This is a genomic window from Streptomyces sp. NBC_00239, assembly GCF_036194065.1.
In the GTDB taxonomy this organism is placed as follows: domain Bacteria; phylum Actinomycetota; class Actinomycetes; order Streptomycetales; family Streptomycetaceae; genus Streptomyces.
Genome location: NZ_CP108095.1, coordinates 7,069,199 through 7,095,360 on the forward strand (window position 1 = coordinate 7,069,199; position 26,162 = coordinate 7,095,360).

The 26,162-nt window shown below is 72.6% G+C and carries 22 protein-coding genes; 14 read left to right on the forward strand and 8 right to left on the reverse strand.

Translation table 11 applies throughout. The features are described from left to right. Positions 1-21 precede the first annotated feature (21 nt). The 3 genes from OG764_RS31460 to OG764_RS31470 all read left to right on the forward strand — a co-directional run bounded on the left by OG764_RS31460 (position 22) and on the right by OG764_RS31470 (position 5,056). Positions 22-1,230 carry a BadF/BadG/BcrA/BcrD ATPase family protein gene (locus tag OG764_RS31460; RefSeq protein ID WP_328971708.1) on the forward strand — a complete coding sequence of 403 codons (1,209 nt, stop codon included), beginning with the start codon at positions 22-24 and terminating at the stop codon, positions 1,228-1,230. 82 nt (positions 1,231-1,312) lie between these two features. Beyond that, positions 1,313-3,373 (forward strand): DNA helicase RecQ, encoded by a 2,061-nt coding sequence (recQ, locus tag OG764_RS31465; protein ID WP_328971709.1) that lies wholly within the window; start codon positions 1,313-1,315, stop codon positions 3,371-3,373. 225 nt (positions 3,374-3,598) lie between these two features. Continuing rightward, the gene (locus OG764_RS31470; RefSeq protein ID WP_328971710.1) at positions 3,599-5,056 is read left to right on the forward strand and encodes a glyceraldehyde-3-phosphate dehydrogenase; all 1,458 of its coding nucleotides are present in this window, start codon (positions 3,599-3,601) and stop codon (positions 5,054-5,056) included. Between the two features lie 100 nt (positions 5,057-5,156). Here the strand turns inward: OG764_RS31470 and OG764_RS31475 are convergent, their stop codons facing one another. After that, positions 5,157-6,500 (reverse strand): Nramp family divalent metal transporter, encoded by a 1,344-nt coding sequence (locus OG764_RS31475; protein WP_328971711.1) that lies wholly within the window; start codon positions 6,498-6,500, stop codon positions 5,157-5,159. A gap of 185 nt (positions 6,501-6,685) precedes the next feature. Here OG764_RS31475 and OG764_RS31480 point away from each other — a divergent pair, with 185 nt between their 5' ends. The 7 genes from OG764_RS31480 to OG764_RS31510 all read left to right on the forward strand — a co-directional run bounded on the left by OG764_RS31480 (position 6,686) and on the right by OG764_RS31510 (position 14,153). Further along, entirely contained in the window at positions 6,686-7,117 is a 432-nt protein-coding gene (locus tag OG764_RS31480; protein WP_328971712.1) for a VOC family protein, read from the forward strand. Between the two features lie 116 nt (positions 7,118-7,233). Continuing rightward, positions 7,234-7,854 (forward strand): PadR family transcriptional regulator, encoded by a 621-nt coding sequence (locus tag OG764_RS31485; protein ID WP_328971713.1) that lies wholly within the window; start codon positions 7,234-7,236, stop codon positions 7,852-7,854. Positions 7,855-7,898: 44 nt separating this feature from the next. Then, a complete protein-coding gene (locus tag OG764_RS31490) occupies positions 7,899-9,617 on the forward strand; it encodes an acyl-CoA dehydrogenase family protein (protein WP_328971714.1) in 1,719 nt (572 codons plus the stop codon). Positions 9,618-9,780: 163 nt separating this feature from the next. Continuing rightward, positions 9,781-11,208, forward strand: a complete 1,428-nt coding sequence (locus OG764_RS31495; RefSeq protein ID WP_328971715.1) for a polysaccharide lyase 6 family protein — start codon at positions 9,781-9,783, stop codon at positions 11,206-11,208. 218 nt (positions 11,209-11,426) lie between these two features. Beyond that, positions 11,427-12,068 carry a phenylalanine--tRNA ligase beta subunit-related protein gene (locus OG764_RS31500; RefSeq protein ID WP_328971716.1) on the forward strand — a complete coding sequence of 214 codons (642 nt, stop codon included), beginning with the start codon at positions 11,427-11,429 and terminating at the stop codon, positions 12,066-12,068. Further along, positions 12,065-12,751 carry a hypothetical protein gene (locus tag OG764_RS31505; RefSeq protein ID WP_328971717.1) on the forward strand — a complete coding sequence of 229 codons (687 nt, stop codon included), beginning with the start codon at positions 12,065-12,067 and terminating at the stop codon, positions 12,749-12,751. Before OG764_RS31500 ends, OG764_RS31505 begins: the two co-directional genes overlap by 4 nt. Positions 12,752-12,806: 55 nt before the next feature. Next, positions 12,807-14,153, forward strand: coding sequence for a hypothetical protein (locus OG764_RS31510; RefSeq protein WP_328971718.1), 1,347 nt, complete (start codon positions 12,807-12,809; stop codon positions 14,151-14,153). An 18-nt stretch (positions 14,154-14,171) separates the two neighbouring features. On the opposite strand, the gene pdxR is transcribed toward OG764_RS31510, so the two are convergent. After that, positions 14,172-15,590 (reverse strand): MocR-like pyridoxine biosynthesis transcription factor PdxR, encoded by a 1,419-nt coding sequence (gene pdxR / locus OG764_RS31515; RefSeq protein ID WP_328971719.1) that lies wholly within the window; start codon positions 15,588-15,590, stop codon positions 14,172-14,174. A gap of 169 nt (positions 15,591-15,759) precedes the next feature. On the opposite strand from pdxR, the gene OG764_RS31520 reads away from it, so the two are divergent. The 3 genes from OG764_RS31520 (at position 15,760) to OG764_RS31530 (ending at position 19,824) form a co-directional block, all read left to right on the forward strand. Further along, entirely contained in the window at positions 15,760-17,025 is a 1,266-nt protein-coding gene (locus tag OG764_RS31520; RefSeq protein WP_328971720.1) for an ATP-grasp domain-containing protein, read from the forward strand. After that, a complete protein-coding gene (locus OG764_RS31525) occupies positions 17,022-18,296 on the forward strand; it encodes an MFS transporter (protein WP_328971721.1) in 1,275 nt (424 codons plus the stop codon). The genes OG764_RS31520 and OG764_RS31525 overlap by 4 nt, the downstream gene beginning before the upstream one ends. A gap of 151 nt (positions 18,297-18,447) precedes the next feature. Beyond that, positions 18,448-19,824 (forward strand): flavin-containing monooxygenase, encoded by a 1,377-nt coding sequence (locus OG764_RS31530; RefSeq protein WP_328971722.1) that lies wholly within the window; start codon positions 18,448-18,450, stop codon positions 19,822-19,824. 7 nt (positions 19,825-19,831) lie between these two features. Here OG764_RS31530 and OG764_RS31535 read toward each other — a convergent pair whose 3' ends face one another. The 6 genes from OG764_RS31535 to OG764_RS31560 all read right to left on the reverse strand — a co-directional run bounded on the left by OG764_RS31535 (position 19,832) and on the right by OG764_RS31560 (position 25,133). Further along, on the reverse strand, positions 19,832-20,950 hold the full coding sequence (locus tag OG764_RS31535; RefSeq protein ID WP_328973237.1) for a tryptophan dimethylallyltransferase family protein: 1,119 nt from the start codon (positions 20,948-20,950) through the stop codon (positions 19,832-19,834). A gap of 314 nt (positions 20,951-21,264) precedes the next feature. Then, entirely contained in the window at positions 21,265-22,614 is a 1,350-nt protein-coding gene (locus OG764_RS31540) for a cytochrome P450 (protein WP_328971723.1), read from the reverse strand. Between the two features lie 9 nt (positions 22,615-22,623). Continuing rightward, positions 22,624-23,217, reverse strand: a complete 594-nt coding sequence (locus OG764_RS31545) for a GTP-binding protein (protein ID WP_328971724.1) — start codon at positions 23,215-23,217, stop codon at positions 22,624-22,626. Next, the gene (locus tag OG764_RS31550) at positions 23,192-23,569 is read right to left on the reverse strand and encodes a DUF742 domain-containing protein (RefSeq protein ID WP_328971725.1); all 378 of its coding nucleotides are present in this window, start codon (positions 23,567-23,569) and stop codon (positions 23,192-23,194) included. The genes OG764_RS31545 and OG764_RS31550 overlap by 26 nt, the downstream gene beginning before the upstream one ends. Continuing rightward, positions 23,566-23,967 carry a roadblock/LC7 domain-containing protein gene (locus tag OG764_RS31555; protein ID WP_328971726.1) on the reverse strand — a complete coding sequence of 134 codons (402 nt, stop codon included), beginning with the start codon at positions 23,965-23,967 and terminating at the stop codon, positions 23,566-23,568. The genes OG764_RS31550 and OG764_RS31555 overlap by 4 nt, the downstream gene beginning before the upstream one ends. Next, the gene (locus OG764_RS31560; RefSeq protein ID WP_328971727.1) at positions 23,964-25,133 is read right to left on the reverse strand and encodes an ATP-binding protein; all 1,170 of its coding nucleotides are present in this window, start codon (positions 25,131-25,133) and stop codon (positions 23,964-23,966) included. Before OG764_RS31560 ends, OG764_RS31555 begins: the two co-directional genes overlap by 4 nt. Positions 25,134-25,755: 622 nt before the next feature. Between OG764_RS31560 and OG764_RS31565 the strand changes: the two genes are divergently transcribed. Beyond that, complete coding sequence (locus tag OG764_RS31565; RefSeq protein WP_328971728.1) at positions 25,756-26,157, forward strand: hypothetical protein; 402 nt, start codon at positions 25,756-25,758, stop codon at positions 26,155-26,157. Positions 26,158-26,162 lie beyond the last annotated feature (5 nt).

Consider the following 26,162-nt stretch of genomic DNA (forward strand, 5'->3'; position numbering starts at 1 on the left):
CATCGCCCAGGGGGCGCTCGGATGGATCGGATGCGTCGGATCGACCACGACGACCGGATCGGCCACACCGACCGGCCGGACCGGATCGGCCACACCGACCGGCCGGACCGGATGGACCGGCTCGGCGGTGCGGCGGCGGGCTGGGCCGCCGGGCCGGTGTGGGTGGCCGGCGTCGACGTCGGCGGCACCGGCGTGCGCGTCGCCCTCGCCCGTCTCGACGGCGACGGGGGCGGGCCCGCGGTCGTGGCCCGTACCGACATCGCCGCCGCCACCCGAACCGGCCCCGGCGGCATCGACGCCCGGGCGCTGCTGGACACCCTGCTGCCCGCCTGCGGCCGGCTGCTCGCCGAGACCGGGGCGCCCGCGGTCCGCACCCTCGCCGTCGGCGCCACCGGGATGGTCGCCCTCGGCCGGGACCTCGCCGCCCGGCTGCCCGGACCGCTCGCCCGGATCACCGGGGCCGAGCGGCTGGTGCTGGCCTCCGACGCGGTCTGTGCGTACGCCGGCGCCCTCGGCGCCCGGCCCGGCGTGGTGGTCGCCGCCGGCACCGGAATGATCGCGCTGGGCACCGACCTGGCCACGGGCTGGCGGCGCGCGGACGGCTGGGGCCACCTGCTGGGCGACTGCGGCGGCGGTGCCTGGATCGGCCGGGCCGCGCTCGACGCGGCGCTGCGCGCGCACGACGGCCGGGACGGCGGGTCCGCGCCGCTGCTCGCCCGCGTCACCGACCGCTTCGGCCCGCCCGCCGGGCTCCCCGCCGTCTTCCAGGGCTCCGACCGGGCGGCGCTGCTCGCCTCGATCGCGCCCGACGTGGGCGAGGCCGCCGCCGCGGACCCCGTCGCCGCCGGGATCCTCGCCCGCGCGGCCGCCGAGATCGCCGGCACGGCAGCCGCGGTCGCCTCCGCGGTCACCCGGCCCGACTCCGACTCCGGTCCCGGATCCGGTGCCGACTCCGGTCCCGGATCCGGCGCCGACTCCGGCCCCGGATCAGGCGGAGGCCCTGGCGCCGACCCGGGCGCGGGCCCGCGCATCGCGCTCACCGGGCGCCTCTTCGAGCTGGCCGGGCTGCGCGCGGCGGTGGCGGACCGGCTGACGGACGCAGTGCCGGGGGTCCGGCTGCGTCCCGCCGAGGGCGACCCGCTCCTCGGCGCCCTCCGGCTGGCCGCCGCGGACGGTGGGCCGCCCTGGCCGACCGGCGCGCCGTGGCTCCAGGTCATCCGCTGTCGGTGAGCTCCTGCCGGGCGGAAGCGAGTTGTCCACAGGTTGGCCGGAGCCGGTCGGCCGTGTCGTCACCGGCCGCTAGGCTTCTGGAATGACCCTCTCCGACACCTCTGCCGAGACCTCCGATGCCCTGCAAGTGCTCCACCGAGTCTTCGGATACGACTCGTTCCGCGGCGAGCAGCAGCAGATCATCGAGCAGGTCGTCGGCGGTGGCGACGCACTGGTGCTGATGCCGACCGGTGGCGGCAAATCGCTCTGCTACCAGATCCCGGCGCTGGTCAGAGAGGGCACCGGCGTCGTGGTCTCGCCGCTGATCGCGCTGATGCAGGACCAGGTGGACGCGCTCACCGCCCTCGGCGTGCGGGCCGGCTTCCTCAACTCCACGCAGGACCCGCAGGAGCGCCGCCGCGTCGAGCAGGCCTTCCTCGCCGACGAGCTCGACCTGCTCTACCTGGCACCGGAGCGGCTGCGCACGGAGGGTACGCAGCGGCTCCTCGACCAGGGCAAGGTGTCGCTGTTCGCGATCGACGAGGCGCACTGCGTCGCCCAGTGGGGCCACGACTTCCGTCCCGACTACCTCGCGCTGTCCATGCTCCACGAGCGCTGGCCGAAGGTGCCGAGGATCGCACTGACCGCCACGGCCACCGAGGCGACCCACGCCGAGATCGCGGCCCGGCTCGGCCTCCAGGACGCCCGGCACTTCGTCGCCAGCTTCGACCGGCCGAACATCCAGTACCGCATCGTCGGGAAGAACAACCCCACCAAGCAGCTGCTGGATCTGATCCGCGCCGAGCACGCCGGGGACGCCGGCGTCGTCTACTGCCTGTCGCGCGCCTCGGTGGAGAAGACCGCCGCCTTCCTGGTGGAGCACGGCATCGACGCCGTCGCGTACCACGCCGGCATGGACTCCCGTACGCGTGCGGCGAACCAGTCCCGCTTCCTGCGCGAGGACGGGGTCGTGGTGGTGGCCACCATCGCCTTCGGCATGGGCATCGACAAGCCGGACGTGCGCTTCGTGGCGCACCTGGACCTGCCGAAGTCCGTCGAGGGCTACTACCAGGAGACCGGACGCGCCGGCCGTGACGGCGAGCCGGCCACGGCCTGGCTGGCGTACGGCCTCCAGGACGTGGTGCAGCAGCGCAAGATGATCGAGGGATCGGAGGGCGACGAGGCGCACCGCCGGGCGCTGGCCGGGCACCTCGACGCCATGCTCGCGCTGTGCGAGACGGTCTCCTGCCGCCGGGTGCGGCTGCTCGCGTACTTCGGGCAGTCCGGCGAGCCCTGCGGCAACTGCGACACCTGCCTGACCCCGGCCGAGTCCTGGGACGGCACGGTCGCCGCCCAGAAGCTGCTGTCCACGGTGTGGCGGCTGGCGAAGGAGCGCCGGCAGAAGTTCGGGGCCGGCCAGATCATCGACATCCTCCAGGGCAAGAAGACCGCCAAGGTCATCCAGTTCGACCACGACGGGCTCTCGGTCTTCGGGGTCGGCGCCGACCTGAGCACCGCGGAATGGCGCGGTGTGGTGCGCCAGCTCCTGGCGCTGGGGCTGCTGGCCGTGGAGGGCGACTACGGCACGCTGGTCCTCACGGACGCCAGCGGCGAGGTGCTCGGCGGCGGCCGCACCGTGTCGCTGCGCAAGGAGACGGCCGTCCGCGGTCCCGCCCGCAAGGAGTCCGGTTCCGGGCGCTCCGGGAAGGGTTCCCGGGTGCCGGTCGACCTGCCGGCGGCCGCCGTGCCGTTCTTCGAGGCCCTGCGCGCCTGGCGGGCCGCGACCGCCCGCGAGCAGGGCGTACCGGCGTACGTGGTCTTCCACGACGCCACGCTCCGGGAGATCGCGTCGCAGCTGCCCGCCACGGCCGCCGAGCTGGGCACGATCGCCGGTGTCGGCGAGGCCAAGCTCGCCCGGTACGCCGAAGGCGTCCTCGGCGCGCTGGCGGAGGCGGGCGCCGACGCGGCCCCGGCCGCCGGCGGGAACCCTCCCTCCGACCCGGCCCCGGCCGCGGCCCCGCCCGCCTCGCGGCCCGCCGGGAAGGCCGCCACGGCCCAGGCGGCCCCGGAGCGCCAGCCGTCCCCCTTCGACGGCTTCGGCCACGACGAGGAACCGCCCTTCGACCTGGAGGAAATGGACCCGTCCTGGGACGACTGGCAGTAGGCGTCCACGGGGCCCGGACCAGCACGGAAGCGGGCCCGGACCAGCACGGAAGCGGGCCCGGACCAGGCACGGAAGCGGGCCCGGACCAACGCGGGGGAGAGGGCCCGGACCAGGCCGTCCGGGCCCGGCGGGAGGGGTGGCGGGTGCTCCGGGGGGCACCCCCTGAGTGCTCGGAGCGGCGGGGGGTTAGCATATGAGCGCCGCCTAGCTCGAAAGATAAAACCTGTGACTGTCAACGAGGACTCGTTCACCGACTGGAAGAACCGCGAGGAGATCGCGGAATCGATGATCCCGATCATCGGGAAGCTGCACCGGGAGCAGGACGTCACGATCCTGCTGCACAGCCGCTCCCTGGTGAACAAGTCGGTCGTCAGCATTCTCAAGACCCACCGATTCGCCCGTCAGATCGACGGTGAGGAACTCTCCGTCACCGAGACGCTGCCGTTCCTGCAGGCGCTCACCGCGCTCGACCTCGGCCCGTCCCAGATCGACATCGGCATGCTCGCCGCGGAGTACAAGAACGACGACCGCGGTCTGTCGGTGGCGGAGTTCACCGCCGATGCCGTCGTCGGCGCCACGGGTGCCAACAAGATCGAGCGCCGCGAGGCCCGCGACGTGGTCCTCTACGGCTTCGGCCGGATCGGCCGCCTCGTCGCCCGCCTGCTCATCGAGAAGGCCGGCTCCGGCAACGGTCTGCGCCTGCGCGCCATCGTCGTCCGCGGTGGCGGCGACCAGGACCTCGTCAAGCGCGCGTCGCTGCTGCGCCGCGACTCGATCCACGGCCAGTTCCAGGGCACGATCACGGTCGACGAGGCGAACAGCACGATCGTCGCCAACGGCAACGCGATCAAGGTGATCTACGCCAACGACCCCTCCGAGGTCGACTACACGGCGTACGGCATCAAGAACGCCATCCTCATCGACAACACGGGCAAGTGGCGCGACCGCGCGGGCCTGTCGAACCACCTGCGCCCCGGCATCGACAAGGTCGTCCTGACCGCCCCGGGCAAGGGCGACGTCCCGAACATCGTGCACGGTGTCAACCACGACATGATCAAGCCGGACGAGCAGATCCTGTCCTGCGCGTCGTGCACCACCAACGCCATCGTCCCGCCGCTGAAGGCGATGAACGACGAGTACGGCGTGCTGCGCGGTCACGTGGAGACCGTCCACTCGTTCACGAACGACCAGAACCTGCTGGACAACTACCACAAGGCCGACCGTCGCGGCCGCTCCGCGCCGCTCAACATGGTCATCACCGAGACCGGTGCCGCCTCCGCCGTCGCCAAGGCGCTGCCGGAGCTCGAGGCCCCGATCACGGGCAGCTCGATCCGCGTGCCGGTGCCGGACGTCTCGATCGCGATCCTCAGCCTGCGCCTGGGCCGCGAGACCACCCGCGAGGAAGTCCTCGACTACCTCCGCGACGTCTCGCTGCACTCGCCGCTGAAGCGTCAGATCGACTTCACGACCGCTCCCGACGCCGTCTCCATGGACTTCGTGGGATCGCGTCACGCGTCGATCGTCGACGCCGGCGCCACCAAGGTCGACGGCGACAACGCGATCCTCTACCTCTGGTACGACAACGAGTTCGGCTACTCCTGCCAGGTCATCCGCGTCGTCCAGCACGTCTCGGGCGTCGAGTACCCGACCTACCCGGCTCCGGCCGCGGCTCCGTCGGCCTGATCACGGCGGTCCGAAGGGCGTCCGGCCTGGGTTCATCCCAGGCCGGACGCCCTTTTCGTCTTCAGGGAAGAAGATCGGCTCCGGGCGGGCGCGGGCGCCGTCACCAGGGCAGTTCGCGCAGCTGCTGCACGCACAGCACCACGAACAGCAGGCCGGCGGCCCCGATCATCACATTGCTCACCGGCCCGTTGCGCCAGTCGGCCGGCGTGCGAGCGGAGTTGAGCAGCCACAGCAGCGTCACGGCCAGGAACGGCATGAAGAGCGCGCCGATCACTCCGTACACCACGACCAGGCCGAAGGGCTGGTCCAGGAAGAGCAGGCTGATCGGCGGGAAGGTGAGCCAGAGCAGGTAGGCCCGGAAGGGCAGCGACTTCTCGGGGCTCGGCCCGGCGGCCCCGGCGGCCCCGGCAGCCCCGGCGGGCCGGAACTTCGTGACGAAGTCGGCGAACATCAGGCTCACCCCGTGCCAGACGCCGATCAGTGAGGTGAACGAGGTCGCGAAGAAGCCGATCAGGAAGAGCTTCGCGGTCGCCGCCCCGTACCGCTCCTCCAGGATGGTGCTCAGGCTGAGCAGGCCCTTGTCGCCCTTGGCCAGCGCCACACCCGACGCATGCAGGAGCTCGGCCCCGACGAAGAGCATGGCCACGACGAAGAGGCCGGTGGTCAGGTAGGCGACGCGGTTGTCGAGGCGCATGACCTTCATCCAGCCCGTGTCCGTCCAGCCCTTGGCGTTGACCCAGTAGCCGTACGCGGCGAGCGTGATCGTGCCGCCGACACCACCGATCAGGCCGAGCGTGTAGAACAGCGAACCGTCCGGCAGGACGGGCACGAGGCCGGCCGCGGCGGCGCCGAGGTGGGGCGTGACCCTGATCGCGAGGTAGACGGTGACCAGGAACATCACACCGACGAGGACCGTCATGACCTTCTCGAACACGGCGTACTGGTTGAACCACACGAAGACGAGTCCCACCAGTCCGCAGAGCACGGCCCAGACCTTCAGGTCCATCGTGTCCGGGAAGAGCGCGGCCAGCGGCAGTGCGCTGGAGGACATCGCGGCGGCGCCGTAGACGAAGCCCCAGACGACGACGTAGCCGGCGAAGTAGACCGTGGTCCACGAGCCGAGGCTGCGCCAGCCGTCGAAGAGCGTACGGCCGGTGGCGAGGTGCCAGCGGCCGGCGGCCTCGGCGAGCGAGATCTTGACCAGACAGCCGATGACGGCCGCCCACAGCAGGGTGTAGCCGAACTTGCCGCCCGCGATGAGGGTGGCGACGAGGTCACCGGCCCCGACGCCGGTCGCCGCGACGACGACGCCCGGCCCGATGGACCGCCAACTCGCCCTCCGGGGCGTGTGGTATCCGCTGCCGCCGGTGCCGGTGCCGGTGCCGGTGCTTTCGGGTCCGGGTTCCGGCCCGGATCCGGGCCCGGTCCGGGTGGTGTCCGTCATCCGTGGTGGCCTTCCCGTTCGCCTCTGAAGTGACCTGGATCACCAAATCGCCCGGGCGGCGGTCGGCGCAAGAGGGCCTCCGCCCGGCGGCCGGAACCGGTCGGGCGTTTCGGCTGCGTACCGGCGCATCCGTACGCGACGGTGGGACGGCCGGATCCCGCCGGCCCTTGCTGAGGAGACTCGCCGTGAACTGGACCCTCGAAGTCGTCCCGCTCCCTGTCGCCGACATGGACCGGGCGAAGACGTTCTACGCCGACAAGGTCGGCTTCAAGGTCGACCTCGACGACGAGGTCGCCCCCGGCATGCGCATCATCCAGCTGACCCCGCCCGGCTCGCGCTGTTCGATCGCCATGCTGCAGGGGATGCCCGCGGCGCCCGGCACGAAGCCGATGGCCCCCGGGACGCTGCAGGGGCTGCAGCTCTGCGTCACCGACATCGAAGCGGCCCGCGAGGAACTGGCCGGCCGCGGCGTCGACGTCTCGCCGGTCCGCCACGTCGGCGAGACGGGTTGGGAGGACGGCAAGGGCGGCACCTGGAACTCGTTCATGACGTTCGAGGACCCCGACGGCAACGGATGGGTGGTCCAGGAAGCTCCGTCGGAGCTGTCCGAGCGCTGACCACTGCGCTGACCGCCGCGCTCGCCGCGGCGCCGACCGCGGCGCGCGGGGTGAGCCGTGTCTCACCCGCGCGCCGCCGCTTGTCTATGCAACGAGTTGCATAGCAGGATCGCGGTATGGCGCTCGACCACGCGATCCTCGTCTCCCTGCTGGAGAAGCCGGGCTCCGGCTACGAGCTGGCCCGCCGGTTCGAGCGGTCCATCGGCTACTTCTGGACCGCCACCCACCAGCAGATCTACCGCGTGCTCAAGCGCATGGAGACCGACGGCATGCTCGCCGTCCGCGAGGTGCCCCAGCAGGGCCGGCCGGACAAGAAGGAGTACTCCGTCGCCGCCCCCGGCCGGGCCGCGCTCGCCGCCTGGCTGCACGAGCCGATCGAACCCGAGAGCCTGCGGCACGACCTCGCCGTGAAGATCCGCGGCGCCGCCTTCGACGACCCGGCCGCCCTGATCCGCGAGGTCGAGCGGCACCACCAGGTGCACAGCGGCCGGCTCGCGCACTACCTCGCCGGCGAACTGCGGGACTTCACCGGGCCCGAGGCCCCCGTGCCGCTCGACGCGGGCCGCGAACTCCAGCACGTCGTGCTGCGCGGCGGCATCGCGTACGAGCGGATGACGATCGCCTGGCTCGACGACGTCCTCGCCACCCTCCACCGGCTCGCCGGTTCCGCACCCTCGCCCGCGGCCGGTTCCGCGCCCGCGCCCGCGGCCGGGCCCGCGGCCCCGGCTTCCGTCTGAACGACCTTCGACCGACTCCCAACCCCTCGGAAGGTGGACCTCCCATGTCCGACCCCCTCCTGTTCAACCCGCGCACCTACGACCCGCAGCACTTCGACGCCGAGACCCGCAGGCTGCTGCGCGCCACCGTCGACTGGTTCGAGGCGCGCGGCAAGCGTCGGCTGATCGAGGACTACCGCACCCGGGCCTGGCTGGGCGACTTCCTCGCGTTCGCCGCCAAGGAAGGCCTGTTCGCCACCTTCCTCACCCCGGCCGCGAACGCCGGACGGGAGGACCAGCGCTGGGACACCGCCCGGATCGCCGCCCTCAACGAGATCTTCGGCTTCTACGGCCTCGACTACTGGTACGCGTGGCAGGTGACCATCCTCGGTCTCGGCCCGGTCTGGCAGAGCGACAACGCCGCCGCCCGCGACCGCGCCGCGGAACTCCTCTCCCAGGGCGAGGTGTTCGCCTTCGGCCTGTCCGAGAAGACGCACGGCGCCGACATCTACTCCACCGACATGCTGCTGGAGCCCACCGGCGACGGCGGCTTCCGGGCGAGCGGCTCCAAGTACTACATCGGCAACGGCAACGCCGCCGGCCTGGTGTCCGTCTTCGGCCGCCGCACCGACATCGAGGGCCCGGACGGGTACGTCTTCTTCGCGGCCGACAGCCGCCACCCGGCCTACCACCTCGTCAAGAACGTCGTCGACTCCTCGAAGTACGTGAGCGAGTTCCGGCTGGCGGATTACCCGGTGGCCGCAGAGGACGTCCTGCACACCGGCCGCGCCGCCTTCGACGCCGCCCTCAACACCGTGAACGTCGGCAAGTTCAACCTCTGCACCGCCTCGATCGGCATCTGCGAGCACGCGATGTACGAGGCCGTCACCCACGCGCACGGCCGCATCCTCTACGGCCGCCCCGTCACCGCCTTCCCGCACGTGCGCCGCGAGCTGGCGGACGCGTACGTACGCCTCGTCGGCATGAAGCTGTTCAGCGACCGCGCCGTCGACTACTTCCGCTCGGCCGGCCCCGACGACCGCCGCTACCTGCTCTTCAACCCGATGACGAAGATGAAGGTGACCACCGAGGGCGAGAAGGTCATCGACCTGATGTGGGACGTCATCGCGGCCAAGGGCTTCGAGAAGGACACCTACTTCGCCAACGCGGCCGTCGAGATCCGCGGACTGCCCAAGCTCGAGGGGACGGTCCACGTCAACCTCGCCCTGATCCTCAAGTTCATGCGCAACCACCTGCTGGACCCGGTCGACTACCCTGCCGTGCCGACCCGCCTGGACGCGGCCGACGACGCGTTCCTCTTCCGGCAGGGCCCGGCCCGGGGCCTCGGCTCCGTACGCTTCCACGACTGGCGCCCCGCCTTCGACGCGTACGCCGACGTCCCGAACGTCGCCCGGTTCCGCGAACAGGCCGACGCCCTGTGCGAGTTCGTCACCACGGCGGCCCCGGACGAGCAGCAGAGCCGCGACCTCGACCTGCTCCTCGCCGTCGGCCAGCTCTTCGCGCTCGTCGTGCACGGCCAGCTGATCCTGGAGCAGGCCCGCCTGACCGGCCTCGACGAGGACGTTCTCGACGAGCTCTTCGCCGTCCTCGTACGGGACTTCTCCGCGCACGCCGTCGAGCTGCACGGCAAGGACTCCGCCACCGAGCAGCAGCAGCGCTGGGCGCTCGGCGCGGTCCGCCGCCCCGTCGTCGACGAAGCGCGCGCGGCGCGCGTCTGGGAGCGCGTCGAGGCCCTCGCCGGGGCCTACGAGATGGCTCCGTAGGGTTCCGGATGCCCGGGGCGGTCCGGCCGGCCCGCCCCGGGCCCCACTGTCAGCGGCACGTCAGCGGGACGTCAGCGGAACGGCAGGGCGGGCCCCGAAGCTGGGGGACCACGAACCAACCCCTCGCGCGGGTGGTGATCAGCTCGGGCTCTCGGAGGCATCCATGCAGCGACGTACGTTCCTCACCGGCACCCTGCTCGGGGCGGCGGCCGCCGCCGCGCCGTTCTCGGTCCTGACGGCCGGCACCGCCTCGGCGGCCACGGTGACGGTCGGCTCCGTGAGCGACCTCCAGAAGGCGATCGACCGGGCGGTGGCGGGCGACCGGATCGTCCTCGCCGACGGCACGTACACCGTCCCCTCGGGCGGCATAGCGATCTCCGGCAGGAACGGCACCACCAGCGCGCCGATCACGATCGTCGCGGAATCCCGCGGTGGCGCGGTGCTCCAGGGCCAGCGCGGCTTCGTCCTCGCCAACTCGAGCAACATCACCATCAGCGGCTTCGCCTTCCGCCAGAGCACCACCCTGGAGATCCCGGCGAGCTGCCCGCGCATCCGGCTCACCCGCAACGACTTCCGGTTCGCCGACGTCAGCGGCCTCGACTGGGTCGTCGTACGCGGCGACGACGCCAAGATCGACCGGAACTCCTTCCACGACAAGACGACCGAGGGCATCTTCGTCGTCCTCGACGGCCCCGGCACGACCGCCGTCGCACAGCGCCTGACGCTCCTGCGCAACCACTTCTCCGACCACAGCTACGCCGGCGCCAACGGTGGCGAGTCGATCCGGCTCGGCGTCAGCAGCCGCGCGCTGTCCGTCGCCGACGCGGTCGTCGAGTACAACCTGTTCGAGCGGTGCGACGGCGACCCCGAGGCCGTCTCCGTGAAGTCCTCCGGCAACACGATCCGCTACAACACGCTGCGCGACAGCCGCGGCGGCATCGTGCTGCGGCACGGCAACGAGACCACCGTCGAGGGCAACCACCTGCTCGACGGCGGCGAGGGCATCCGCGTCTACGGGAACGACCACCTGGTCGTCAACAACCTCCTCGCCGGACTCTCCGGCCGGGCCCTGGTCATCGGCAGCGGCACCACCCGCGACCACCACGCGGGCGAGAGCACCGAGGAGCGCCGCGGCAACGACGCCTGCGACCGCGCGCTGATCCTCCACAACACCCTCGTCGGCAACACCGGTTCGCTCTCGGGCGAGACCCGCACCTACGAGCCGAAGGACGTGGTCATCGCCGACAACCTCCTGGTCGGCAGCGCCGGCAACCTGGTCGCCATGGGCAAGACCACCGGCTTCACCTGGCAGGGCAACATCCTGTGGGGGACCGCCGCCAACGGCACCATCCCCGCCGGCGGCTACCGCCGGGTCGACCCGCTCCTGCGGAAGGAGTCCGACGGCGCCTTCCGGCTGGCGGCGGGCAGCCCGGCGATCGGCGCGGCGACCTTCACCGGCGTGTCCGTGGCCGAGGACGTCGACGGCCACGCGCGCGGCAGCGCCCGCGACGTCGGCGCCGACGAGTACACGACCGCGACCCCGGTCCGCCGCCCCCTCACCACGGCCGACGTCGGCCCGAACGCCGCGTAACCGCTCTCCTGTCGCCCAAGGCGCCCGGTCCGGCACCCGCCGGGCCGGGCGCCTGCGTGCTTCGCGGGGCCGTCCGCCCGACGGATACGTCCCGACACCGGTCCACATGGTGGGACTGGTCTGGACCGCACCGCTCCGAGTGGACTTGGGGGCACCGCTTCCGGCTGTTGGAATGATCAAGCCAGACTTGACCAGCACATCCAACCGGGAGAATCCCTGTGAGAGCCCCAGCACTGAGGGCGGGCGGGAAGCCGCCCGGAGCGGCCGGGCCGACCCGCTTCGCCGCCGTCGTGGCAGCGGTGGACCCCGCTGCCCTCGGCACCCTCCTCGAACGGCGCCGCCAGGAACTGGCGGAGTCGGACGGGGTGTTCGCACGCGCGGCGGAGGTCGCCGAGGTCTACGCCCGCTGGTTCGACGCCCACGGCGTCACCTGCCCGCTGCCCGGCCAGATCGCCGGCGCCCGCCGCAAGGGCCTGCCCGCGATCGGGCCGGCCGTCGACACCCTGCTGTACGCCGAGCTGACCACGGGCGTGCTGATGGGAGTCCAGGACGCCGACACCATCGACGGCGACCTGCTCTTCGACCGGGCGGAGCAGGGCGAGACCTTCGAGGGCTTCCGCACCACCGTCACCTGCGCGCAGGACGAGCCCGTGGTCCGGGACGGGACCGCGATCGTCGCCTCCGTGATCCAGGGCCCCGACCGCCGCACCAGCGTCACCAAGGCCTCCCGGCACCTCGTCTTCACCGTGTACGACGCACCCGGCCTGGCCGCCGCGGACTTCGACGGCGGCGTCCACCTCCTGAGCGAACTCCTCACCGCGTCCGGGGCCGTCCCCGAGGTGCTGGAGGTACGGCTGTGACCGAGCCCGCGGCGGCCGGGTTCGGGGAACTCCCGCGGGAGTCCCTGCCCAGCCGCCACCAGCGGCGCATCCTCATATGCGCCGAGCCGGAGCCGGCCGGCCACCCGTACGGCCAGCCCGGCCTGCACCCGGCCGCGGCCCGCTGGCAGCGCCAGTACGTCGGCGGGGTCTACGTGCGCGTCCCGGGCGGCACCGGGCCGCAGCAGCGCGCCGCCGTCGCCCGCTTCACCGCGGCCGGATGCACCCTTCAGGCCACCCACTTCTACCGGCCGGCGGACGTCCCGGCCCTCGCCCCGCTGGCCCGGCTGCTGGAAACCCTGCCGGTCGGCGACGGCTTCGACCCGCTGCGGGTCGCCGAGCTGCTCGTGCTCGGCGCGACCGACGTGGTCGGCCCGTACCCGCAGCAGGACCTGGCCGCCGCACGGGCCGCGGTCTCGTACGTCAACGACCGGCTCGGCGACAACTGGCTGGCACTGCCCATGGTGACCAGGGTGGAGGGGGCGACGTTCGCGGCCGGGGGACCGCAGACGCAGCACCCCGCCCAGGACGCGCTCGACGACCACTTCGCCGACACGGCGAGGGCGCTGGCCGCCGAGGCGGAGAGCCGCCTGGAGGTCCTGGAGCGGCTGACGGGGCACGGACCGGCCGTCCCGCACCCGACGGCGGCGCTCGGCGCCGAGTGACCTGCCGCACCACGTACCGCACGAGCGCCACAAGCGATCTGGGGGGAACTGCGCCATGCGCACCACCGCTACTCTGCGCGCCGTACTCGGCTTCGACCTGACCGAGTACGTCGGCCACGCCCGCGCCGTGGGCCGGGACCGGCTCGACCCGGAACTGCGCGCCTGGATGGCCGGGATCTACGAGGACTTGGTCGTCCTCCTCGCCCTCGACCGGGACCGGCTCGACCGCCGGGAACACGCGTTACTCCGCTTCGCCGAACTCGTCTTCCAGGCCGAATGGAAACTGGCCGTCCCCGAGGGGGAGAGCCCCCAGCAGGTCGCCGCCCGGGGCGGCGGACCGCTGGACCGGCGCGGCAAGCGCTACCAGCCCTACGGCAACGTACGGCTCCTCAACCACGTGCTCGGCACCCGCAGCCACGCCCCGGACGGTGCCGTCGAGCGGGCCTGCTGGCAGGCGGTCCGCGCCACCGCCGAGAGCTGGCGGGCGTACGAGCAGCGCACGGCCGACGGCACCGAGAAGTGGGCGCAGGACGCCGTACCCGAGCCGGCGCAGCTGGCGGAGCGCATCACCCGGCTCGGCGCGCTGGTCGCCTCGACCGCCGGGCGGGCTCCCGCCCTGCCGCCCGCCGCGGCCGAACCGCCGCGCCACTGGCGGGACTACGTGCTCCAGCCGAACGGACCGGCGAACATCCTGGAGCACCTGGCGGTGCTGCCGCAGACCACCCAGCACGACGAGGTCACCTTCCTGCGGGTGATCCACCTCGTCGAGGCCACCACGTGGGGGGTGCTCGCCCGGGTCATGTCGGCCGCGGAGTGGCTGCGCGGCGGACGCTGGGACTACGCCGCGGCATGCCTGGAACGGGCCGCCGAGCTGGCCGCCGCCCAGACCGCGGCGCTGCTCGTGATGCGCAGGACCATGCCGGTGGAGCACTTCGGCGGCTTCCGGGAGGCCACCGGCGACGCCAGCGCCGTGCAGGCGTACCCGACCCAGCTGCTGCACATCCACCTGCTGGGGGTGCACCCGGAGAAGACCGGGGCGCTCGGCGAGGCCACCGAGAACGCGTACGTCCTGATGCACCAGAACCCGGACTTCGAGCCGCTGCGCGAGCTGCTGCGCTGGGTGCCGGACGAGGCGACGGGACGGCAGGTGCTGGACGCGGCCCACCGGCTCGACGAGGAGCTGTACGCCTGGCGGAAGATCCACTACGGGGTCGCGCTGCGCTACCTGCCCGCGGAGACCACGGGTTCGGGCGGCACGTCGGGAGCCCCGTACCTGCGGAGCTTCTACCAGGACCGGTTGTTCGACGCGGACCGCTCGCTGCTGCCGCAGCACCGCTTCGGGCAGGCGGCGGTGCTCAGTCCCTGGGTCCGGTCCCGGTCGGCTCTCTCCCCCTACAACTGACCGGGAACCGGGTCCTGTTCAGACGGCCGGCGGGCGCGCCGCGGCGGGCTGCTGCGCGTAGGCCTCTCCGATGCGCCGGACCGCCTCGGAGATGCCCGACCGGCCCAGGGCGGTGTACCCGAGGACCAGCCCGGGCCGGGCCGTCGACGGATCGTCGTAGTACGCCTTGCTCCCCTTGACCAGGACGGACCGCTGGAGGGCCTGGGCGACCAGGTGGTCCTCGTCCGCGCCGTGCGGGAGCGCGGCGACGACGTGCAGGCCGGCGACGGGCCCGAGGAGGGTCGCGGCCGGCAGGTACTGCTCGACGGCCTGCGTCAGCATCGCGTGCTGGGCCCGGTAGCGGGTGCGCATCTTGCGCAGGTGCCCGTCGAGGAGACCGCTGCGCAGGAAGTCCGCGAAGGCCAGCTGCATCAGTCCGTCGCAGCCCAGGTCGCGCCTGACCCGGATCATCTCCATCATCCGGGTCAGCGCGGCCGGCAGCACCAGCCAGCCCAGCCGCAGGCCGGGCGCGAGGAGTTTGCTCGCCGTGCCGGCGTAGATCACGCGGTCGGGGTCGACGGGCTGGAGCGCCAGGTGGCGGCCGCGGTGCTCCAGCCAGAGCCCGCCGTCGTAGTCGTCCTCGATGATCCAGCCGTCGGTGTCCCGCGCCCAGCGCACCAGCTCCTGCTGCCGATGCGCGGACATGGGCACGCCGAGCGGGAACTGGTGCGAGGGCGTGACCAGGACGGCCCGAACGCCGCTGGCGTAGAGCTGCTCGATCTCCACGCCCTCCGGGCCCACCGGCACGGCCAGGGTGCGGATCCCGTTCTCCTCGATGAACTGGCGCTGCCGGTCGTGGCTGGGGTCCTCGACCGCCAGCCGGTCGATGCCCAGTTCGCGCAGGGCCGCGCAGATGAGCCCCAGGCCGTGCGCGAAGCCGCCCGTCACCATGGTGTTGTCGGCGTGCCCCAGCACGCCGCGGACCCGGCCGAGGTAGGCGACCAGCTCCGTGCGCAGCTGGTCGACGCCGAGCAGGGGCGGGTAGCCGAGGCCCTGGTAGCGGGCGGTGGTCACGGCCCGCTGGTAGGAGGCCGTCCATTCGCGGTGCGGGAACGTCGCCGCGTTCGGCGTGCCCGGCAGGAGGTTGAAACGGGCCGAGGGGACGGTCCGGTCGACGAGCACCACGGGTTTCCTGATCCGGGTGTCGGCGTGGGCGGCGACCCGGGTGCCGGAGCCGCGGACGGACTCCAGCAGGCCTTCCCCGGTGAGCTTTTCGTACACCTCGACCACGACGCTGCGGGACACCTGCAGGTCCTGGGCGAGTTGACGGCTGGACGGCAGTCTCGTGCGGGGCGCGAGCCGCCCCTGCTCCACTTGTCGGCGCAGCTGGTCGGCGATCTGGGAACCCAGTGGTTCCTCACTGTCGCGCCGCACCTCCAACATGACGTGCCACGTCACATTGTACCCCCAATTGCTCATGTTTTCAGCGGTCTTCACAAAATCTAGCGGTCTTCACAGAATCTACAGGCGGGCCGGGATTGGTCCGGTGGCGAGCCGCCGAACTGGTCTGGCGTGCACGTTTCCCGCTCACCAGACTGCTAAGCCCCGGCCGAAAGGTGCATGTGCCATGCCGTCCCCGTCCCCGACGGACCCGCTCGACCGCGGTGACCACCCGCTGCTCCTCCTGATCAGCCCCATGGACCAGGAGACCCGCGGCCACCTGCTGGAGTCCGTGGCGCGCGACCACCGGATCTGGCTCTTCTCCGACCGCGAGCCCGGCTGGGAGACGCCGTTCATCACCGGTCACACGCGCGTCGACACCCTGGACGCCGACGGCATGACCCGGGCGGCCCTCGCCGTGGCCCCCGACGCGGTCCTGTGCTGGGACGAGACCCGCATCCTCCCGGCCGCCCGGGTGGCCCGCGCCCTCGGCCTGCCGGGGCTCACCCCGGAAGCCGTACTGACCTGCCGGGACAAGCACCTCACCCGCCTCGCGGTGGCCGAGGCCGGCGGCCCGCAGGCCCGCTCCACCGCCGTCTCGACGCTCACCGAGGCGTACGAGGCGGCCGCGGCGACCGGCTACCCGGTCGTGGTCAAGCCCCGCGCGCTCGTGGGCAGCACGGGCACCCGGCTGGCCCGCACCCCCGAGGAACTCGCCGAGGTCTTCCCCGGCATCCGCGGCACCACCATGGACGAGGTCCGCGAGCGCTTCGAACAGCCCGTGCTCGTCGAGGAGTACCTCGACGGCCCCGAGATCAGCGTCGACGCGCTGATCTGGGACGGCGAGGTGACCCCGCTCTTCGTCGCCCGCAAGGAACTCAGCCCGCCCCCGCACTTCGAGGAAGTCGGCCACGGCGTCGACGCCGCCGACCCGCTGCTCGCCGACCCCGAACTGCTGCGCGCCCTGACCACCGTGCACGCCGCCGTCGGCGTCACCCGCGGCTGGACGCACTCCGAGTGGCGCCTCACCGCCCGCGGACCCGCACTGGTCGAGGTCAACGCCCGCAGCGGCGGCGACTTCATCTCCTACCTCGGCCTGCTGGCCACCGGCTGGGACGCCGGCCTGGCGGCCGCCCGGCTCTCGCTCGGACAGCGCCCCGAACAGGGCGAGGCGAGCTGCGGGGCCGCCGCCGTACGCTTCCTCTACCCCGACGAGGAGACCGTCGTCGGACGCGTCACCATCGACCGCGACCGGCTGCCCGCCGGCATCCGGATCGCCCGGGTGGTCGCACGGCCCGGCCACGTCCTGGAACTCCCGCCCGCCTCGCACACCGGCCGGTACGCCATGCTCGTCGCGGCCGCCGACGGCGCGGAGGGCTGCCGGGCGACGCTCGACGCGGCCGAGGACGCGGTCCTCCTCGAAGCCGCCGAGCCGCTCCCGATCCCCCGGTGAGCGTGGCGGGGGAGACCCGTACCGGCGAGGCCGAGGCGGCCGGCGTCCTGCTCACCTGGCGCGAGGCACCCCTGCCGGTCAAGGCGGTCATCGCCGGCATCATGGTGAACCGGCTCGGCGGCTTCCTCCAGGTGTTCCTGGTGCTCTACATGGTCGCCGGCGGATATCCGGAGGTGCGGGCGGGATTCGCGCTCGCCGCACACGGCGCGGGCGCGGTGGCGGGCATCCTCCTCGGCGGCTGGCTCGTCGGCCGGATCGGCGTCCGGGCCTCGATCGTCTCCTCGATGACGGCCAACGCGGCCCTCACCGCAGCGCTCCTGTACGCCGGGTCCTACCCGGTGATGCTGCTTCTCGCGGCCGGCACCGGCGCGGCGAGCCAGGTCTACCGGCCCGCGTCGGCCGAACTGGTCAGCCGGCTCACCGGCGAGGAGCGCCGCGTGATGGTGTTCGCCATGTACCGGCTCGCCACCAACATCGGGACCACCGCGGCGCCGCTGATCGGCGCCGCGCTCGTCGCCCACTCGTACACCCTGCTCTTCTGGGCGGAGGCGGCCGCCGCCCTGGCCGTCGCCGTGTTCGCCGCCCGGATCCTCCCGCGCGACCGGCCCGGCGCCGCGACGGCCGCCGGCCCGGCGGGCCACGGCGGCGCGCGGGCGCAGGAGGCACAGGAGGCGGCGGGCGGGGGCGGCTACCGGGCGGTGCTGCGCGACCGCGGCTTCGTCCTGTTCCTCCTCGCCATCCTCGGCTTCTCCGCGGTCTACACCCAGTACCTGTCGACGCTCCCGCTCGCCGTCCGCGAGCGCGGCCTGGACGTCTTCGTGTACGGGGTCCTCGTCGCCGTCAACGGCCTGATCGTCATCCTGTGCGAGCTGGCGGTGACCCGTAAGGTGCAGCGGTGGCCGGCCCGGGTCGCCACCCTCGCCGGCATCCTCGCCGTCGGCATCGGCCTCGCCGCCTACGCGCTGCCCTGGGGGATCGTCGGCCTGGTGGCCGCCACCGTCGTGTGGTCGGCCGGCGAGATCATCGGCTCGCCGACCATGACCGCCTACCCCGCGCTGGCCGCCGCGCCCGAGAACCGCAGCCGGTATCTGGGAGCCTCCCAGGCCATGTTCGGGGTGGGTTCGGCCGTGGGGCCCGCCGCGGGTGTCGCCGCGTGGTCGCTGATGGGCGACGCGGTGTGGCTCGCCTGCGCGGCCGTCGCCGCGCTCGCCGCGGCCGCCGCCTACGCCGGCATGCCCGCCGCGGCGAACCGCCCGGCGAAGTCCGGCTGATCCGTCAAGTCGCCCACCCCCGCCCGGGAATGGGGCCGCGGCAGCCGCTCGGTATCGTGAGGCCGATGGGCTCCCGCGCGTGGGCGGCCGCGACATCCGTCGCGGCCGTCCACGCGCTGTTGTGGACGGATGGTGTGCTGTGGAGGGTTCGTTGGGCGGGGCACGGGCCGGCGGCGATCGCGCCGCGGCCGCCGTGTGCGTCATCGGCGCGGGCCTGTCGGGGCTCGCGACGGCGCACGCGCTGGCGGCCAGGGGCGTCGACTTCGTCTGTCTGGAGAAGGCGCCGGACGTCGGAGGGATGTGGCGCCAGGAGGGCGCCGGCGAGCGGGGCCCCGGCTACCGGTCGCTGCACCTCAACACCGCCAAACAGCTCACCGGTTACGCCGACTTCCCGATGGCGGCCGACCTGCCCCTCTACCCGCGGCACAGCGAGGTCGCCGCGTACCTGCGCTCCTTCGCCGAGTGGGCCGGGCTGCTGCCCCGCATCGAACTGCGCACCGAAGTGCTCTCCGTACGGCAGGACGGCGACCGCGCCGCGGACGGACACGGCGCCGGCGCGGCCACCGGCGGCGGCTGGACGGTCACCAGCCGGGACGCCCGGGGGGCGGTGACACGGCGGCGGTTCACGCACGTGGTCGTCGCCTCCGGCCACAACACGGAGGCCGCGCTGCCCGATCCGCTGCCGCCGGGCGCCGCGTCCTTCTCCGGACGGATCCTGCACTCCCTCGACTACCGCGACGGCGGCGACTTCGCCGGGCAGCGGGTCGTCGTCGTCGGCATGGGCGCGTCGGGCGTGGACATCGCCTCGGACCTCTCCCGGCACGCCGCGCGGACCGTGCTGTCCGTCCGCCGCAGCCTGCACGTCGTGCCCAAGCAGCTCTACGGCATCTCCGTGGACCTGATCGCGGAGGCGCCGTGGTGGAACGAGATGTCCTTCCCCGAGCAGCGCACCTTCGTCGAGCAGGCGCTGTACGTGGCGCGGGGCAAGGTGTCGGACTACGGCCTGCCCGAGCCCGACCACCCGATCTTCGCCTCGGCCGTGACCATCTCGGACGAGATCCTCAGCCGGATCCGGCACGGCGCGGTCGTCCCGCGGCCCGCGATCCACGCCCTCGACGGCAGCCGCGTGTCCTTCGCCGACGGCACTTCGGAGGAGGCCGACGCGATCGTCTACTGCACCGGATTCCGCATGGCGTTCCCCTTCCTGGCCGAGGGCTGCCCGGCGGACCCGCTGGAGCGGGCCGTGCGGCTGTACAAGCGGGTGGTCGCGCCCGACCGCCCCGGCCTGTACTTCGTCGGTCTGATCCGCCCCGTGGGCTCGATCACCCGCCTCGTGGAAGCCCAGTCGCGGTGGGTGGCCGGGATCGCCGCCGGGGACGTCACCCTGCCGTCCGAGGACTCCATGCGCGAGGAGATCGGCGCGTACCTGCGCGCCATCGAGAAGCGCTACGGGCGGACGGAGGGTGCTTCCATCCAGGTGGACGTCGGCCCTTACCTGCGGGAGCTGCGCGAGCTCCAGGAGGCGTAGCGCCGGCTCACAGGGCGGCCCCGGCCGGTACGCGCACCTCGGCGGCCGGCGGCCGGACCGCGTACGCCTCCGACGAGACGTAGGCGGTGATCCGCGGCGGCCGGCCCTGCTGGTGGACGAGCGCGAGGTAGGCGATCAGGCCCACGCCGTCCTCGGGGCGCCGCGCGGTGACGGCGGACAGCGCGCGGACCAGCGGGGCGGGGTCCATGCCGTGGCGGCGGAGCACGGCCACCGCCCGGTCGAGGGCCTCCCCGTCGTGGCGGGCGTAGTCGCGTACCGGGATGTGGAGGGTGAATCCGCTGGGCCGGGCGCTACCGGTCTCGGTGAAGGCGTGGCAGGTGATGCCGGGCCGCCGGTGCAGTGACGGGCCCGTCCCGGCCGGGGAATCGCGGCCGCCGGTGCCGGCGGCGGTGCCGTGTCCGGCCGCCGTGCGGAAGAACCTCTCGACCTCCGACCGCGTCGGGCCGCCGTCCATGCGGGACAGGCCGGCGGCGGCCGTGGCCGACAGGTTCCGGTGCGTGAGGTACACCTTCGCCCGGGGTTTCTCCCACGCGCCCAGGTCCAGCGCGAAGAAGAGGTGGCGGTCGCCCTCGGGCAGCGCGGCGAACGCCTGCCGGTGGCCGAGGCGGTGCAGCGCCTCGCGCACGGTATCGGCGGAACGTTCCTGCCCGGCCGCGGCGGGGTTCAGGTACACCTTGACCTTGGGGACCCCGCCGGGCAGCAGTTCCAGCGCGCACCAGAGCGCCAGGGGCCCTTCGGGGGCCGGCGGGAAGAAGAGGTCTTCCAGCTCGTCCAGCCGCCTCGTCCCGAACCCCCAACGGCGCGCCATGGCGCGGACCGCCCGCAGTCCGCTCCGCCCGTTCGCCGCCAGTCCGTCGGCGCCGAACCCCGGCTCCAGCAGCACGCGCAGCGTCGGGGCCGCACCGGGAACGAAGGAGAGCGAGAACTCCACCGGCGTGTGGTCGTCGGAGAGGAAGCAGTCGGCGGACGGCGGTAGGGCGAGCGGCCGTTCGGCGGCCGGGCCCAGTGCCGCCAGCAGCGTACGGGCGTAGTCCGCGGAGTCGGCCCCGCCCAGTCCTGCGGCCTCGCACAGCCGCAGGACCTGTCTTGACGTGTGACCGCCCAGTGTCTCCCCACCGGGTGGTGAACCGGGCCGCGAGTCGGGCCGCGAGCCGGCCCGCGCGTCAGGCCGCGAGGCGGGCCGTGACTCCGTTGCCGTACGTCCTGCCCCGGTCCGGAGCGCCCAAGAAGATACCCGCCCGGAGGGGCGGGTATCGAGGGGGCCCGGCTCGGTGGTGAGCGGGGGGACAGCGGCGTCGGCGGATATGCGGTCCACGACACCTCCTTAGCCTCGTAAGCACGTCGGAATAACGCGTTCCTCACTACCCCCGAGGCCGACCGTTCATGCGGTGGCAGAGGGTCCGGCCGGTGTCGGGTGGATCACTTCGTGAGCCAGTTGAGGAACTGGCTCCACTTTCCGCCGCGTTCAGGCTTGCCCGCGGCCTGGGCCGCCTCGGTGCGCACGGCTGCCTCGGGGCGCGCCTGAGGCACGCCGCGGTGCGTCGGCCCGGCCGGGGTGAACCGCGCGGGCAGCGCGGCGAGGGCGCGGTTGAAGGGGCCGGGACGCCAGATGAGGCTGTCCTCGGGGACCGCGAGTTCGACGTCGGGGAGCGCGTTGAGCAGGCTCTCGATCGCGGTCACGGTGATCTGCCGGGCGGGCTCCTTCGACGGGCAGGCGTGCGAGCCCGCGCTCCACGCCAGGTGCGCCCGGTTGCTGCCGGCCTGGCGGGCGGCGGTCAGCGCCGGACCCGTGTTGGCGGCCGCGAAACTGACCAGCATCAGATCGCCCGCCCGCAGCGTCCGCCCGGCGAACTCCATGTCGGCGGCCGGATAGTGCGGCGCGTAGTTCGACATCGGCGGGTTGTCCCACAGCGTGTCGTCGATGGCCTCGTCGATCAGGCCGCCGCCGTCGGCGTACCGGTCGTCGGTGAGCAGCCGGTGCAGGGTGTTGGCGATGAGGTTGCGCAGCGGCTCGGCGCCCGCGCCCAGGAGCAGGGCGAGCTGGTGCATCATCTCGTCGTCGGTCAGCTGTGCTTGATGCTGCATCAGCCAGGAGGTGACGTCGTCGCCGGGCCGGTTCCGCTTGAGCGCGATCAGTTCGCCCACGGCCCCGAACAGCACTTCGGTCGCCTTCTCGGCGTTGACGCCGTCGAACATCCCGGAAATGCCGAACAGGACCCGGTCGCCGATCTCCGCGGGGCAGCCGAACAGTTCGTTGAACACGAACAGCGGCAGCTGCCGGGCGTAGTCGCCGAGCAGGTCGGCCGAACCGCGGGTGGAGAACTGCGAGATCAGGTAGGCGGATATCTGCTCGGTGCTCCGGCTCAGCTTGCGCTGGTCGACCCGCGCCATGCTGTCGGTGACCGCCTGGCGCAGCCGAAGGTGCTCGGCGCCGTCGGTGAACATGCAGTTGGGCCGGTACGCGAGCAGCGGCACGACCGGGCTGTCCGGCGGGACCTGGCCCTCGCCCAGGGCCCGCCAGCGGCGCGAGTCCTTGCGGAAGGAGCTGGAGTCCTGGAGCAGTTGCAGCGCCGCCGAGTAGTCGGTGACCAAGGTGGCCTCCACGCCCGGAGCGAGCTCCACGGGCGCGGTCGGACCGTGGTGGCGCAGGTAGGCGTAGTACGCCTGGGGATCGGCCGCGAACCCCGGTCCGTACAGCGGCACTCTGCCGCCGGCTTCGTGGGCAGGGCACCCGGGCGGGGGCACGGGGGCGGTGGGCTGGGTGTGCATGGTCTGCTCCTAGCGAGCGCGGTGCAGCAAATAGCGGACGAGTGTGATCAGCGCGTCGGCGGACGACTTCTCGTCGCGCGCGTCGCAGGTGACGACCGGGGTGTCGTCGAGCAGGTCGAGCGCCTCGCGCAGCGCCCGCGCCTCGCGGTCGGCGGTGCCGTCGAAGCGGTTGACGGCGATGGCGTAGTCGAGGCCGTACTGCTCGATCAGGTCGATCACCGGGAAGGAGTCCGCCAGCCGTTCGGGGTCCACGAGCACGAGCGCGCCGAGCGCACCGCGTGCCATGTCCTCCCACATCTGAACGAAACGCTGCTGACCGGGCGTTCCGAACAGGTACAGCACCACGCGGTCGCTGATGGTCAGGCGGCCGAAGTCCATGGCCACCGTGGTGGTGGTCTTGCCCCGGACGCCCTTGAGGTCGTCGAAGGACTCGCCGGCGCGAGTCATCGTCTCCTCGGTGGACAGCGGGGGGATCTCCGAGATCGTACGGATGAAGGTGGTCTTGCCCACGGCGAAGTGCCCCACGACGAGGATCTTCACCGCGGTCTGCGTGGCTCCGCCGCGGACGTACGCCTGGCTACCCAAACTTGGCGCGGAGTCCATTCAGCACCTCCTCCAGGATGTGTCTGTCGGTGAGCGCGGCACGCTGCACGGGCGGGCGGGTGATCAGGTAGCCGCCCTCGGTGAGGGCGGACAGGAGGATCTTCACCACACCCATCGGCAGCTGCGTGTGCCCCGCTATCTCGGCGACCGACAGGTAGCCGGCGGTGCACAGGTCCAGCAGACCCTTCTCCTCGGGGGACAGCCGGGTCGGCCGCTGCTGGTCGTCGCCCGCGGCGGTGACCAGGGTGATCAGGGAGAGCTGCTCCTCGTCGGGCAGCCCGCGCCCCTTCGTGATGACGTACGGGCGGACTAAACCGGCGGCCTCGGGCTCGTGGTCCCCGGGGCCGTTCACGAGCGCGCGCCGAGGTTCTCGCGCGGCGGCGTCGTCAGCGCCTTGCCCAGCCTGCCGACGAGCTGCTGCATCCGGAAGGTGATGTCCTGCATGTCGACGTCCTGGGAGGCCGAGACACCGAGGTACGCGCCCTCCCCGGCGGAGATCAGGAAGACCCAGCCGCCGTCGAACTCGACCACGGTCTGGCGCCACTGCATCCGGCCGCCGTCGACGAAGAAGCCGAGCGAGCGGCTGAGCGACTGCACGCCGCTCATCGCGGCGGCCACTGTGTCCGCGTTGTCCTTGTCGAAGTCCTTGGTCCGAGCCATCAGCAGACCGTCGGCGGAGACCAGGACCGCGTGCAGCGCCCCGGGAATCTCCAAGGCGCTGTCAAGCATCCATGACAGATCGTCGTTCACGAGACCTCATGCCCTTCGCTGCTTGCATCACGTGTGCTGCTCGTCTGGTCCGGAGCGTCCGGCCGGGTGGCCCGTCCGGATTGCGTCCCCCGTTGGAACGCCCCCATGATCGCCGCGGTCTCCGCGCCGGAGCGGGCCGCCGGGAGCGACGGCGAGGTGCCTCCGGGCACGATGGCCATCGGCCGCTTGCGGCTGCGCTTGGGCAGGCCGTCGGCGGTGGAGGCCGTGGCCACCGCGGCTTCGGGACCGCCGCCCGGTTCCGCCGCGGCGACGGGGGAGGCGGGCGCCGGGGCCTTCCGCTCGGGCATGGCCGTGAGCAGCGCGTGCGGCAGCAGGAGGACCGCGCGGACGCCGCCGTACGGGGAGCTGGAATCCACGGACACCTCGAATCCGAAGCGCTCGCAGAGCACGCCGATCACCGCGAAACCGAACTGCGGGGGACTGCCGAGTCCCGAAACGCCGGTGACCCGCTCCGTCGAAAGGAGCTTTTCGGCCCGGGCCCGCTCCTCGTCGTTCATGCCGACACCGGCGTCGTCGACGACGATGCAAATTCCCTTGGGCACGGTGCGAATGTTGATTTCGACCACGGTGTCCGGGCTGGAATAGCTGGTCGCGTTGTCGAGCAGCTCGGCGAGAGCCAGCGCCACGGGCTCGACGGTCCGGTTGGTGATGCCGAAGTCGACCTGCGAAAGGATTTCCACCCGCCGGAAATGGCGGATCCTGCCCTGCGCGCTGCGCACGACGTCGTAAACCGAGGCGACCTCGCGCTGCCGGCCCAGCCAGCCGTCGCACAACACGGCGATGGACTGGGCGCGCCGGCCGAACTGAGAGTTCGTGTGGTCGATCTCCAGGAGGTCCTGGAGGATGACGGACTCGCCGTATTTGCTCTGCAGGCCGGAGATGACCGACTGCTGTTCGGCGGCGAGGCCCTGAAGCGTCCGCATCGCGGACTTCAGGACCGTTTTCGTCGCGTCCTGGGCCTGTTCTTTTTCGGCCTCGACGGACTTCGAGAAACTGTTCTCCAGTGTGATGTAGTGGGCCTTGACCTCTTCGATCTCATTCCGCAGGACTCGTGCCGCCCTGCGCTGGCGAACGATGACGACGACGGCGCCGATGATGGCGACGAGGAGGGCCCAGAGCACTGGGTTCTGCATGTAATCCGTCATAAGACTCTCTTCGGGCGACCGACGGCCAGTTGCTGAATTCCGTCAATGCGGGTGGACCGGCGGCCGTCGGTACCGGGGGTAACTTCCCGGGTGGCCGCCGGGGGCGGAGATGTCGTCGTGCGCCCATCCGCCGCTCCGCAAGCGCGATGATCGTATCACCGGGCATGTGCAGGTGACCGACCGTCAACAGGGGGTTCGACGGTGGGCATTGGCCTGATTCGGTCGACTTCACGAGAAGTTAATGCAGTACGGGGAGCCGCTCGCGGCCGAGTTGAGTCGCGCGGCGGCGAACTGTCCGATTAGGACCGTCAATTGGCATTCGCGACTTGCTCTCCTCTGGCTGGATGCCCGGTCTTCGATAGCTGTCCGGGTGCTCTTGTCCGGGCGTTCGGGGACGGTGGGCACCGTCGTGCACCGGCGGCCGGAGGGCGCGCGCGGTGCCGGGACTTCACCGGGATGCGATGAATGGCTTGGAATTGCTCTCCACCGGCGGCGGCCCGGCCCGCGGCGGCCCGGGCGGCGGCGGGGGCGGCCGTCCGGCCCGGATAATGACCCTTCCCGGGCTGCCCGCCGCGCGTGCGCGGCGGCGGCCGACCGAACGACCGGAAGAGACGAAGGAACGATGAGGTTCACAGAGGGTCGGCGGGTGAAGCTGGTGGCGGACCTCAGGCTGGCCGGCGAGGCCACCCTGGCCGTCGACGCGCCCGACTCCCCGGCGGCGGGCGCCTCCGCCGGGTTCCTGGCCCTGGCGTCGGGCACCGAGGGGACCGTCGAGCGGGTCGATGCCCACGAGCGGGAGCAGAGCCACGGAGCCCGCGAGTACGAACGGCTCACCTCCCTCCTCGGCGACTTCGGCCACCAGATGCCCCCGGCCAGCCGGCAGCAGCTGGAAGACCGGATCGGCGAGTTGGAAGCGGAGTGGCGCGCCTTTCAGGAGCGGAAGGACCGGGTGACGGTCCGCGTCCGCTTCGACAACGGGTTCGTCCTCGACGGCGCGGACCAGGAGGCCTTCGCCGCCGTCTGACGGCC